Here is a 12,872-nt window from a genome sequence, read left to right on the forward strand (position 1 = left end):
CATCGCCAACCAGCCGCACCCCGCCGGCGATGTGGTAGGCCGTGCTCGTCGGGTCCAGTTGCGATAAGAACCACAGGCTTTCCTGGCCGTAAGACAACAAGAGCTCGTCGGTTTGATCGATCCGGACAATCGGTGTCTCGGTAAATGGTTGCGTTTGATCGGAAAGTAATGCCTGAACGGCAGCGGCAAACTCGCGTAAGCCCGGTTTTTCGAAAAACAGGCGCGGTTCGATTATTACGTCCAACCGTTCGCGCAGAAGGGCAATAACTTGCATCACGGTAATCGATTGGCCGCCCAACGCAAAAAAGCTTTTTTGCGGCGCCACGACGTCAACGTTCAACACTTCGCCCCAGATCGCGGCGATTTGCCGTTCGAATTCACCGAGTTCGTCCACGGCAACGGCCGCCGATGCGCTACGGCCGGTCTGCTGTGTTGCATACGCATCCAAAGTACCGTCCTGCCAGGCTTGAAAACAGGCGCGGCGCTGCAGTTTGCCGCTGCTGGTTTTGGGTAAGGCGCCGGGATTGAGCAGCAGAATTAGCGACGCCGGTTGTTGGCAGCACAGCCCCACGGTTTCGTTAATCGCTTCGAACAGGTTTTCGACGGGTACCAATTTTTGCGTACCTCGGCCGATTTCGGCGGCAATGCCTATATCCTCGCGGCCGTCGACGCTCACCGCGAATGCGGCGATTCTACCTTTACGCAGCAGCTCAATCTGCTCTTCCAAGGCTTGCTCGATATCCTGCGGATACAGGTTCTGGCCGCGAATCAGAATCATATCTTTGCTGCGTCCGGTCACGAACAGGCGGCCGTCGCGGATAAAACCCAAATCGCCGGTGCGCAGCCAGGTTTTGCCGTTCTCGTGAACAAAGGATTCCCGCGTCGCCGCCGGATTTCGCCAGTAGCCATGCGTAACGCTGGGACCGCTGAAACGGATTTCGCCGATTTGGTTATCGCCGCATGAATCGCCGGTCGTCGGATCGACGATTGCCAGTTCGTGTTCCGGCTGGACCTGGCCGCAATCGACCAGTACGCTGCCGCTCTCGGCCAATTCCGCGCGATGTTCGGCTAACGCGTCGGCGGCGCAAACCACGGCGCGCGCGCCCTCGCCGGGCAAACCGCCGCTGACCAGCAGCGAGGCTTCCGCCAAGCCATAACAAGGATACGGTGCGCCGGCCGGCAAACCGGCGGCGGCAAATTTTTCGGCAAACGTCGTCAAGGTTTCGCGGCGAATCGGCTCGGCGCCGCAGAACGCCAGGCGCCAGCTATTCAAACGCAAACCGGCCAACTGCGCCTCGCCGATACGCTCGTTGCACAGACGGTAAGCAAAATCCGGCCCGCCGCTGATGGTGCCGCCGAAATGCGAAACCGCTTCCAGCCAGCGCACCGGCCGCTCGAGAAAATGGCGCGGCGACATCAACGCCAGCGGAATGCCGCTGTATAACGGCTGCATCAGGCTGCCGACCAGCCCCATGTCGTGGTACAACGGCAACCAGCTGACGAAAACATCTTCGTCGCCGATGCCGAAGCCGTGCTTGATCGCGCGCTGGTTGGCCAGCAAATTGTCGTGGCCGACTATCACGCCTTTGGGATGGGCGGTGGACCCGGAAGTGTATTGTAAAAAGGCGATCGCATCCTTGGCGATATTCGGCATCCGCCAGGCGGAAGCCAACCCGGCCTCTACCGTATCGACAGCGATCACCAATTGCCGCTCGGCGCTGGCTATCGACTCCAGCGCTTGATTCAGCGTATTCAGCAACGGGCCGGCCGTTAATATAGCCGCGGGTTTCGCATCGGCGAGTATCGATGCCACGCGTTTGAGATGGTGCGGCGCTTGCGATTCCGGCGGATAAGCCGGCACTGCGATAACGCCGGCATAAAGGCAACCGAAAAAAGCGCTGACGTAATCGATGCCGGTGTGCAGCACGATCAAGGCCCGCTCGCCGGGGACAACGGTTTGCTGCAAAAGCGCCGCTATCGCACGGGCACGGCCGTCCAGATCGGCAAAGCTGTAACTGCCGGCACCGTCCGCGGTATCGGCGATGCAGTGCAAGGCTGTCCGCTCCGGATGCTGTTCGGCCCGTTGCAGCAGCAAGTCGACAAAATGGTTGGCGTGAGCGGGATTGAACGTCATCGGTAGGTTACGCGGAAAGGGTTTGCGAATAGGGTTCGGCCATTGCCACCACGACCTTGCGCGCGCCGCCGAACGGCGAGCGGGCGTGGGCGGCCAGCATGTTGTCCAGCATCATCACGTCGCCGGTTTGCCAGGAAAAGCTGACGGTCAGCTCGTCCAGCACGCCGCGGATTTCGTCCAGGACACTGTCTTCGATCGGGCTGCCGTCGCCGTAGTAAACGTTGCGCGGCAGATCTTCCGGCTCCAGCATGTCGAGCAAGGCTTCGCGTACGTCCGGCTCCAGATTGGAGACATGGAACAAATGCGCCTGGTTGAACCAGACCCAATCGCCGGTCACGGGATGTTGGGCGGTGGCCTGGCAGATTTGCCGGGTGCGCAGTTCGCCGTCATCCTTCCATTCGCAGACGATGCCGTGTTCGCTGCAGTATTGTTCGACGACGCCCGGTTCTTCCGTGTTGAACACCTGCGCCCACGGCACGTCCAGGCCGTTGCCGAAGTTGCGCACGTACATCAGCCCGTGTTGTTCGAAGCGGCGGCGGATGGCCGGATCGATGCGCCGGTAGATTTCCCGGCTGTCGGCGATCGGCGTTTCGCCGCCGCGCTCGGCCACCAGCGCGCTGTAGAACCAGATCTTCATCGGCCATTCGCGGGTATAGGCCTGTTCGTTGTGCAGCGGAATGGACTGGTGCGGCGGGTATTCGGTCGAGGTGTAGACGCCTTCTTCCACCCGGGTGCGCGGCGTCGAGCCGAATTCGTAACTCAACAGCGGATGGCCGAAACCGGCGGCGAACATTTTGAACTCGGCGGGCCCCGCCACCGCAAAACCGCGAAATAACAGGCCGCCGCAATGCAATAAATGACGGTCGGCCAAGGCGCGCAATTCGGCGGCCACCTCCGACAGCGCGATGCCGGGCGCAGCCGGCTTGACCAGCAGAGGCAAAGCGCCGCTGGCGGTCAGGTTTTCCGTCATCAACATTCGGCTATCGGCATTCATATAGGGTGAGATTCCTTGTCTGTTTAAAAACCATCAAAATTTCCGGGGTTTACCCTGAAGCAAAACCTTGATCCACTAAGAGACGTTGAGAGACGAGTATCAAGGCTTCCCCAGGGTAAACTCCGGAAAATCCGATGGGATGGCTTTGTCGGGATCTGCGGCTTGCGTGCGCTCCAGGTAACGGCATAGCGTTGCCAGTACCGGCTCCTCGCAGCTTTGGATGAAAAAATGGTCGCCGTCAAAATAATCGAGCGTGAAGCCGCCCGTAGTTTCAGTCCGCCATGCCTCCAGCGTGGCCGGCGTGGTTTCGTCGGCGACTCCGGCCAACACATGCACAGGAATCGCCAGCGGTGCACGGTCGCGGCGCACATATCGGCCGCACAGCCGGAAATCGGCGCGCAGCACCGGCAGCGTCAACGCCATCAATTCCTCGCTGGCGAATACCACGGCGTCGGTGCCGTTCAAACGCCGCATTTCGGCCTTCAACGCATCATCGTCTTGCAGATTCTCAAAGCGCCGATTGTCCCGCCGGGTGGGCGCATGGGAGCCGGAGACGAGCAGAGCGCTCGGCAGCGGCACGCCATATTCCCGCAGGGCGTGCGCCGTCTCGAACGCGACCAGCGCGCCGAAACTGTGGCCGAATAAGGCATAGGGCTGGCGGATGTCGCCTGTCAGGCCGCGGACGAGTGTAGTTATCAGTTCTTCCCAGTCCCTGACTAACGGCTCCGGCAGGCGAATGCCGCGCCCGGGCAATTCGACCGGCTTGATGTCCAGCCAATCCGGCACTTGCCGGCGCCAGCGCTGGTAGACCATCGCGCTGGCGCCGGCATACGGAAAACAAAAGAGGCGCATGCCGTTCCCTTATTGCGCCTGGCTATCCATAAATTTGCGCAGGCTCAGCGGACGCATGTCGGTCCACACCTCTTCGATGTAAGCCAAGCAGTCCTTCTTCACGCCCGACTTGCCGACCGTACGCCAGCCGTTGGGTACCGGCTTGTAGTCCGGCCAGATCGAATATTGTTCCTCGCCGTTGACCACGACCTGAAATACTGTGTCTTCACTATCGATACTCATAACATTCCTATACGCAAAATTGGTCGAAAAAAACTTCCCGCGACAACATCATCAGTGCGGCCCGCTTGTGCGGAAAATCGAACTCCTTGGGTTTACAAAATCCGGCCTGCTGCATGTAGCCGATCATCTTGGCATTGTCGGCGCGCGGCTCGGCAACGACATGTCGGGTGCGCGGATCGTCCAAAAACATGAAATGAACCAGCGACGGCAACCAGGCCACAACCCGATGCGGACCGCGCCAGCGTTCCTCGCCAACCAGCATGTGTACGCCGCGATCGTAATCATCGGCGTCGTAATAAGGCGCAATGCGGTCTTCCTTGGCCCAATAGATCTCAAAGTAACCGAACGGCTCGCCGTCGAAACAACCGAAAACCGGATGCATGTGGGCGTCGGCCGTCACTTTCTGCAAATATTCGTAGTGCATGTCCTTGCTGCCGGCCAATTCCCAAAACGCCGATACCCTCGGATTGTTGTGCCAAGTGTGAAAAACATCCAAATCGGCGTCCGGATCGACGGTACGGAATGACAGCGTCAGGCCTTGTTCCGGCAAATAACGGCGATACACTTCGCCGGGTGCGACAGTCGGCCGCAACGGATGGCGTTTGCCGTCTGTGATTGCATACTGCAGCGGAAACGGGTTACAGCGCACCTTAGGCAAATACAGATCAGCGATTTGCCGCAACATGCTGCGGCGGCTAGTGACAGAGTTTTGAATTTCTGTTGATAAGACGGCGAAACCGCCTCCGGCCAGCGAGTCAATCAACCCGGGATATTTTGCCAGGGACAGTTCAATTTCCAGCAAGTGTGGTCGCTTGTCGAATAAACCCTGTAAACCTAAGGCCATGACGGAGACAATCTCAGAGGTATCGGCGGCGTTAATCTCGCTGATCTGCAGTCCCAGGATGCTACCAAGATCTGAAGTCATTTGCAGTTTGGCAGTTAGTTGTTGATCTATGCTCAACAATAAATCAGTTTCATCAAGGCGTAATGCCAAGTGCCTACCATTAGCCAAGCGTTGAGCTGAATCGATTGTCATCATAAGAATTTGAAATAAAAGATAAACTATATAATAATGATAATGATTATCATTTAAATGTCAATTAGATCTTATCCCTTTCGATAAATCTTTGCTGCCTCCCTTTTATTCACTACTTTACTCGCTGCCTCGGCACGAACGCCGGCCCAGTATACCGGCGACGGGAATGGGTCAACATCGTAAACGGCCTCTTCCAGCAAACTGTTGATTATGACTGCCGCACGCCAGGCCGCCAGGCTAAGCTGGGCGTCGGCGACGCCGTGACTGTTGCGGCCGGCGTTTTGCATGTAGATGCGATACCCGGCCGGGCCGTCCCACGGCACCTGGTAATCTGCCGTTAATTTCGGAAAGCCGTCCTGATCCAAATCCAGACGTTCCAATAGCGGGGCAAGACAACCCGGTAATTGGTAGCGGTAGCCGGTAGCGAGGACGATCCGGTCGACGCTGACGGTTTCGTCGGCACCATTGAAACCGTTGCGCATGTGCAGATGGAATCCGACCTTGTCGCGCCCCATCAAATGGACTTCCCGATATGGCATGATCGTGTAAGGCGTAATATCGCGGCTCAAAAAATCGGCGTCGTACAAATATTGCGAAAGCACCTGCAGCGTAGCTGGAGAAACGCCGTCTCCAGTCAGTTTGTGCGAAGCGACGATCGGCGGCTTGCGTTGCTCTGGCAAAGCGTGAAAATGACGCACGTAGTCGGGCGTGAAATACTCGTTGATAAACGCCGTTTCGTCCAACGGATCGAGATTCGGACGGCGACTGACCCAGATGATTTCGTCGGCCTTGCCTCGATTGCCGGCCATCAAATCCAAGAAAATTTCCGCGCCGCTCTGGCCGCCGCCGATAATCGCAACCCGCTTGCCGGTAACCGAGAAATCCGAGCCTACATAGCCGTGGCTATGTAGGCAATGATCGCCAACATAACGCTCGACCCAAGCCGGAATATGCGGCCTCATGCCGGTCGCCACCACCAGATGCCTAGCGCGCACGTCGTGCAATCCTTCGCCATACAAACGAAAACCGCCTTCGGCGAACGCCACTTGGTCCACACCGCTGGAGAATTGCAGGCTGGGCAGTTGCTCGGCAACCCAGCGCAGGTAATCGGCAAATTCGACGCGCCGTACCCTGGTATAATCGGCATTGACGAAACGGTAAAAACGACCCTTGCCAACTAAGTAGGACAAGAAACTGTAAGGATTGCTGGGATCGACGGGGGTGACCAGATCCTTTAAATACGAAGTTTGCATTTGCGTACCGGGCAGCATCATGCCCGGATGCCAATTGAAGCTGCCCCGGCGCTCGAAGAAACGCACTCGGCAGTGCGGCACCTTCGACAGCAACGCCGCCAGGCTGAGATTAAAAGGCCCGATGCCTATACCGGCCAGATCAAGACGATCGTTCATAACTGTTTCCTGCGATTAAATTAAAAAAATGGTGCGCTCATTCGGGTAATAAACTCTGATGCGCCACCGCGTTGCGCTCGATGTTGTCGCGCCGGGTAGTCAATGGCAGATAATCGCCCTTCGCCCAAGGCAAGGCCATATCGCGGTAGTGAGGCGACCAAGGCCGGCCGGACTGGCCGGTACCCAGGATAAATACCGAGTTGTCCGGTTCGGCCAAATCGTAAATCGCTCGAAATGCCGGCCCGGACTCCCCTTGATATCGGCCCGTTTGTTCGTCGTAACGATAGCCGCTAACGTTGACGACATCCATGCCGCCAGCACTTTCGGTTTCGACATTGAAAAGCCATCCCAAGCCGGGCAATCTGCCGAGTGGCTGGTTGGCAAACACGCTGACATGCGCCCTGCCCCAGCGCCATTGCGCCGGCTCGTCGCCATAATACCGGCTCACTTCGACGATCGCGTCCTGTAAGGCCTGGCGGATTTCGCCGGCACATGGTGTTGGCGCAGACGCGCCTCCCCGGCACCAGCGCCCGGCACTGCCGTCGCGGTTATTGAGCACGCGAACCAGGAACGCCGGATTGTAATCGCCCACCAGTTCGTAAAGTTCGCCCAGTTTGTCTTGCAGCAGAATGCCGTTCAAATGGCGCAGCCAAGCGGCAAAAACCAAAGGCTGGGCCGCATCCGCCGCCATCCGGTAGTCCCAAGCGCGCATGCTGCGCAATATTTGCCGGCTTAAGTCATTCTCGGCGTCTATGGTGAGCAGTAACGGCAGCAATTCGGCGGCAACCGGGTTAAACACATCGTTTTGCACGGCCGCAAATGAACGCACATCGTGACGCGCCCGTCGATCGAGCAAGTGCGAAATACGTTCGGCCCGATACGGCAAAGCCCAGCCCGAAGTAATGAAATGAGAATAATTCTTGGGGGTGATTTTTTGGTTGGCGGTGACGATTTTGCCGTCGCTGCCGGCATTTTGTTGGGGCAATTGCTCAAAAGGAATCGTTCCCTGCCAATCGTATTGAGCCAACCAACCCGGTGCAGGTAAAGTGCCGCGTAATTCGTTGCCTTGGGCACGCAACGGCACCCTGCCGGCGGCGATAAAGCCGATGCAGCCTTCGGCGTCGGCATAGACGATGTTCTGCTGCGGGGAGTGAAAATCACGCGCAGCCGCTTTCAACTGCTCCGCGTTTTGCGCGCGGCCGGCGTTCAGCATGAAACGGACGGTCATGTCGTCGGCGCGCAAGCCGACCCAGCTCAGCGCCAGCGCAGTACCCGGAGGCGTCGCTTGCCGAGCGTCGGCATCGGCTGTGGAAATGAGCGGACCGTGCCGGCTGGTCTGGACCATCAAGAGTTCGTCCGGCGCACCCTTGATGCGTAAAATTTCGGTAAATTCGCTAAATGCCGCCTCACCGTCCGGCGTTTGATAATGCGTAGGACTCCCGGATACCAGACGTTCGACGAAAACATCCTGGCTGTCTGGATTGGTGTTGGTAAATGCCCAGGCGACCTGCTCGTTACGGCCTAATAAAATACCGGGTACGCCGGGCAAACCGGCACCGATCACGTTCAGGCCTGGCGCATGCAAATGGGCAAAGTACCAGGTCGACGGTGCGGTCAACGGGAGATGCGGATCGTTGGCCAGCAGCGGTTTACCGCTGACGCTGCGGCTGCCGTCTACCACCCAGTTATTGGAGCCGACGCTTTTGTCGGCTTCGTCCCGATGCTGTACCAACAAACGGTCTGCCTGCGCAGCGGCCGGTGTGTACCACTTTGAAACATCAGGCAATGTTTGCGGCGCATCGCCCGGATAAGGCAGAAACAGATCGGCCAGCTGCACGGCCGGCAACCGGCTTTTCAGGCGCAGATTGAGCAGTTCCTCCCACCAGTTGCCGGACAGGCGCCAGGCCATGGTTTTCAACCAAACCAGAGAATCCACCGGCTGCCAGGGTTCCGGCCGCGGCGCGCCGGTCAGGTAAAATTCGACCGGCAACCAACGGCTTTGCGCGATGCCGGCGTTGACGCCTTTGGCGTAGGCCTGCAGACTAGCTTGCGTGGCGGAATCGAGCTGCGCCCAGTTGGCTTCGGCAGCACGGCGCAATCCCAAGGTACGCATGAAACGATCCTGCTCCAGGACATCAGCACCGAACAGTTCCGCCAGTCGCCCGGAACCGGTGCGGCGGCTCAACTCCATTTGCCATAACCTCTCCCGGGCATGCAGATAACCCAATGCGAAATAGGCATCGTCGGCGCTTTGCGCATAGACGTGCGGCACATCGAAACCATCCCGGAAAACCTCGACGGTTTGATCCAGGCCGGCCAACTCAAACGCTTCATCGTGCGCAGCAATCGATTCCAGCCACAGGCCCGCCAGGATGGCGAGCATACCGGCCAGCCACCCTAAGAACGGCCGACTTTTAAGCAAATTGACGGGCTTGCCGAACGATTCAGTGAATTTCATTGGGATAGACTATTGGCAACAGCATCCAGTTGGATGGGCGTGGCAAACCCGGGTTTACCACGCAACGTGGATTGTAGATGCTTATTTCTGGGCAGTAATTTCCAGACTCCAACCTCCTTTGATTTCCCCGCCGAACCAATAGAAATCGTCGACGACGATCAAGCGCCATTGTCCGGTTGGCGACATGCCGTTCAGGCTGCTCAACGTCGGCCCGTTCAACAATTTTTTGAAGGTGGTTGGGTCATCGGCAACCACGGTTCCCAGAACGGTACTGGTCGTCAGCGGCACCGAATTCGTCGCAGTATTGAATGCCGTCGTACTGCCGACGATGCCGTTAGGGAAATGATCGCTGTCCGGGTTGTTGTCGTAATCAGTCGGCTTGAACGTTCTCAGCGCCGTGTCGGTCCAGACACCGACCCATTCATCGTAAATCACGTTGTATAAAGGGTTGGTGTCTCTGCCGCTTAAACGGCCATCATCCCTTACCGAACGCGGCAGCGGCAAGCTGGCTGAGTCGTCGAACGCCCAGTTCAATCCCTCTGCTTTGATGCCCGACACCCCACCTTCCGGCGTCGCCCCGGCCGCACTGACATTGGAAGCCAGCATGACCCAGCGACCATCGGGAGCCACCAGCAGCATATCCACGTCATTCAAATAATCGTGATGAATGTCTTTAATAACGACATTAACGTCGGTGATCTTAGCGTCTTTCGGAAAAGCCGATTCCGGGACTTCGATGACCGACGCATAGGGGGTCGCAGAAGTCACCTGCACCGCCGGCGCATTCTCGGCGCTGTATTTATCCAATAATGCCGCACATTCCGGTTTATCCGGATCGGCACATTCATCATTAATAACGATCGGCGTCGGATTGGTGAAAGTTCTCGTGCCCTTTTTCAATTTGGACATGTTACCCCACTCGAACTCTTGTTCGCCTTTTGTAACTTTGGCAGCAGCGGCCAAATCCGTTTGCGCCAGCGACAGCACCGCAATAACGGCCGTCAAAGATTTAATCAAGGTAAGGCCCGGGTGTTTTGAAGTTTTCTTATTCATTGAATTACCTTATAAAAATTGATGACTCACAGATAGTCCTAATTTCAGAGGGCGTCAGGCCGCCTAAAGCATAGCCAACACAATTCTTAATGAGAACGATTCTTATTATTAACTTTGACTATATTTTTGTCAATTTTTTATTTTTATTAATTAATATTATTTGATAAGTTTCTACATAACCTTACGGGTCGAATGGCAATACCTCCAGCTGGAAACTTCGACAGCGAACACCCCATTAGCCGGAAAATAATAAATTTGTTGCAAATATGTATTGAGAATGATTATCATTTATACTCAAGAAAAACCGGAGCCCGTCATGAAATTTTTCCCTTTCTTATTGAGAACGCCGGCAACCGTGAAACTGGAAATCGAACCGAACTTTCTAGCCTCGCTATTAGCGAGCGGGCATATTCATATCACCGACTTCCGCTGCCTGGATCTGAATTCGAAGCAGATCGTCTGGAAGATGTTGCTGTTGCTTGCCAAATCGAAACTAGCCGCGGCAAAGCACGATTCGAAAACCGTCAATACGCTATCCGAATCGCCCTACCCATCCCCACTGCCTGGAGAATTTGACCATGTCTAACAAACCCTGCAGCCATGAAGACCTCGCCAGCAACTCCGCCGGAAAAATATCGATGTGCCATGAATGCGGCGTCGTCCACCTGCACATGCAAAACCTGTCGTTGCGCCTGAATATCGAACAATTTGCCGAACTCTCGGCATTGGCCGCAGAAGCAGCCAAAAAAATAGGCAAGACCAGCAAGACCACGATCCTTCCGGCCGCCAACACCCGGCATTGACTATCGCGCACAGAACCGTCCCATGACCTTGCTCCGCTTGCTGTTCAACCGCTTCCGCTGGGCGCTGTTATCGGTGCTCGCTCTGAGTATCGCCAGTGCCGGATTATCGGTAGGGGTGATCGCTTTCACCAACGAGCGCATGCTGCATCCGCAGAACGAATTGGGCCCTACCCTGGCACTGTTCGGCGGGTTGCTGGCGGCCGTATTCGTAATCGGCACCGCCTCGCAGATTTGCATGACCACGCTCGGCCACCGCCTGGTTTACCAATTGCGCCGCACGCTGGTGAAACGTATCCTCGATACCGACCTGGAACGGCTGGAACAGCTCGGCCCGCCGCGCCTGCTGGCCAGCCTGAACAGCGATACCAGCCACCTGACTTCGGCATTCGTCAGCTTGCCGTCGACGGTTTACGGGCTGGTCCTGAACCTGGGCGGCTTCGCCTATCTCGCCTGGCTGTCGCAGCCGCTGTTCGCCGCCACCGCCGCCTGGATGCTGCTGACCGTGATGGCCGGCTGGCTGCTGATGCGGCAAACCCACGCCCGCATCAATGCCGCCCGCGCTATCGAAGATTTGCTCTACGAGGACTACCAGGCCGCGCTGCTGGGCCGTAAGGAATTGGCCCTGAACCGCCAACGTGCGGAACGGTTCTACCGGGACGAATTCGAACGGCATGCCGACGCCAGCCGCGACCGCGAAACCGCCGCCGATATTTTCAACGGTTTTAACGAAAATTGGGCCAATGCGATGATTCTAGGGTCGATCGGCCTGGTGTTTTTCCTGGCGCACGGCGCAGGCTGGGCAGACCACGCGGTAGCGACGACCTATTCATTGACGATCCTGTTTCTGCGCACGTCGCTGACCGGGCTGATCGCCGCGATTCCCAGCCTGATCGGCGGCAGCGTCGCACTGGATAAACTCAACAGCCTGCAACTGCCGGAATACCGGCCCGACTTTTCCGGCCTGCACCATCCCTTGCCGCCGAACCGGCAAACCTTGGCATTGCAAGAAATCAGCTACCGCTATCTGGAAACCGAGCGCGGCAACCGTTTCTCGGTCGGCCCCCTCGACTTTACGTTGAGGACAGGCGAAATCGTGTTCCTGATCGGCGGCAACGGCAGCGGCAAAACCACCTTCACCCGCCTGTTGACCGGCTTATATGCGCCGCAAGCCGGGACCCTTCTATGGAACGGCGCTCCCTTGGCCGAACCGGACCGTCCGGCTTACCGCCGGCTGTTCTCCACGGTGTTTTCCGACTTCCATTTGTTTCACCGCCTGCTCGGGCCGGACGGCGGTGATGCCGCCCCGGAACAGGTCGCTTATTGGCTGGAATTCCTGGAGCTGACCCATAAGGTCAAAGTCGAAGACAGCCGGCTGCAGGACACCCGCCTGTCGCAAGGCCAACGCAAGCGCCTGGCGCTCTTGGTCGCCATCCTGGAAGACCGGCCGATCATAGTGCTGGACGAGTGGGCCGCCGACCAGGATCCAGGCTACCGCCGGCGCTTTTACACCGAGCTCTTGCCGCTATTGAAGGCGCAAGGGAAAACCGTGCTCGCCGTTACTCACGACGAGCACTATTTCGATGTCGCCGACCGGGTCGTAAAAATGGATGAAGGGCATTTACTGGAAATCGGCTCACATTGCTGGCGAACTGAATCAACCTGCGTCTCGCAACTTGTTCAGTGATTCGATGGCTTTAAGTCAGTGCCGAAGTCCTCTGCAAAGAAAAGCTGGAATCAGTTTCTCTGGCTTCGATGCCTAAAATAAGGCCGGTTTCCCCAAAAAACCAAACCCGTATGCGGCCCCTTGGAGATCCTTCCGAGCCAAGGACGGGAGCAATAATGCATGTGTTTTGCTACCCAATTTGCCGGCGTGTACAATAAACACGGACCGTATCTTGCAAATCGAAAGGT

11 protein-coding genes are annotated in these 12,872 nt (G+C 57.2%); 3 read left to right on the forward strand and 8 right to left on the reverse strand.

Going from position 1 to position 12,872, the window contains the following annotated elements:
- From JJL52_RS16085 to JJL52_RS16120, 8 genes are all read right to left on the reverse strand, one after another.
- Positions 1-2,134 (reverse strand): AMP-binding protein (locus tag JJL52_RS16085; protein WP_202053511.1); only part of this gene is annotated, 2,134 nt, incomplete at its 3' end.
- 7 nt (positions 2,135-2,141) lie between these two features.
- Positions 2,142-3,128 (reverse strand): TauD/TfdA family dioxygenase, encoded by a 987-nt coding sequence (locus JJL52_RS16090; RefSeq protein ID WP_202053512.1) that lies wholly within the window; start codon positions 3,126-3,128, stop codon positions 2,142-2,144.
- Between the two features lie 99 nt (positions 3,129-3,227).
- The gene (locus tag JJL52_RS16095; RefSeq protein ID WP_202053513.1) at positions 3,228-3,980 is read right to left on the reverse strand and encodes a thioesterase II family protein; all 753 of its coding nucleotides are present in this window, start codon (positions 3,978-3,980) and stop codon (positions 3,228-3,230) included.
- A 9-nt stretch (positions 3,981-3,989) separates the two neighbouring features.
- Positions 3,990-4,202: an MbtH family protein gene (locus JJL52_RS16100; RefSeq protein WP_202053514.1), complete on the reverse strand. Its 213-nt coding sequence runs from the start codon at positions 4,200-4,202 to the stop codon at positions 3,990-3,992.
- A 7-nt stretch (positions 4,203-4,209) separates the two neighbouring features.
- Entirely contained in the window at positions 4,210-5,127 is a 918-nt protein-coding gene (locus tag JJL52_RS16105; protein WP_202053515.1) for a GNAT family N-acetyltransferase, read from the reverse strand.
- 182 nt (positions 5,128-5,309) lie between these two features.
- Complete coding sequence (locus JJL52_RS16110) at positions 5,310-6,647, reverse strand: lysine N(6)-hydroxylase/L-ornithine N(5)-oxygenase family protein (protein WP_202053516.1); 1,338 nt, start codon at positions 6,645-6,647, stop codon at positions 5,310-5,312.
- Positions 6,648-6,684: 37 nt separating this feature from the next.
- Positions 6,685-9,105 carry a penicillin acylase family protein gene (locus JJL52_RS16115; protein WP_202053517.1) on the reverse strand — a complete coding sequence of 807 codons (2,421 nt, stop codon included), beginning with the start codon at positions 9,103-9,105 and terminating at the stop codon, positions 6,685-6,687.
- 81 nt (positions 9,106-9,186) lie between these two features.
- Positions 9,187-10,158 carry a hypothetical protein gene (locus JJL52_RS16120; protein WP_202053518.1) on the reverse strand — a complete coding sequence of 324 codons (972 nt, stop codon included), beginning with the start codon at positions 10,156-10,158 and terminating at the stop codon, positions 9,187-9,189.
- A 316-nt stretch (positions 10,159-10,474) separates the two neighbouring features.
- On the opposite strand from JJL52_RS16120, the gene JJL52_RS16125 reads away from it, so the two are divergent.
- The 3 genes from JJL52_RS16125 to JJL52_RS16135 are packed head-to-tail and all read left to right on the forward strand — an operon-like array spanning position 10,475 to position 12,645.
- On the forward strand, positions 10,475-10,744 hold the full coding sequence (locus JJL52_RS16125; protein WP_202053519.1) for a hypothetical protein: 270 nt from the start codon (positions 10,475-10,477) through the stop codon (positions 10,742-10,744).
- Positions 10,737-10,961 (forward strand): hypothetical protein, encoded by a 225-nt coding sequence (locus JJL52_RS16130; protein ID WP_202053520.1) that lies wholly within the window; start codon positions 10,737-10,739, stop codon positions 10,959-10,961. Before JJL52_RS16125 ends, JJL52_RS16130 begins: the two co-directional genes overlap by 8 nt.
- Before the next feature lie 22 nt (positions 10,962-10,983).
- Positions 10,984-12,645: a multidrug ABC transporter permease/ATP-binding protein gene (locus JJL52_RS16135; RefSeq protein WP_202053521.1), complete on the forward strand. Its 1,662-nt coding sequence runs from the start codon at positions 10,984-10,986 to the stop codon at positions 12,643-12,645.
- Positions 12,646-12,872: the final 227 nt, after the last annotated feature.

The sequence above is a fragment of the Candidatus Methylomicrobium oryzae genome (assembly GCF_016745425.1).
In the GTDB taxonomy this organism is placed as follows: Bacteria; Pseudomonadota; Gammaproteobacteria; order Methylococcales; family Methylomonadaceae; genus Methylomicrobium; species Methylomicrobium oryzae.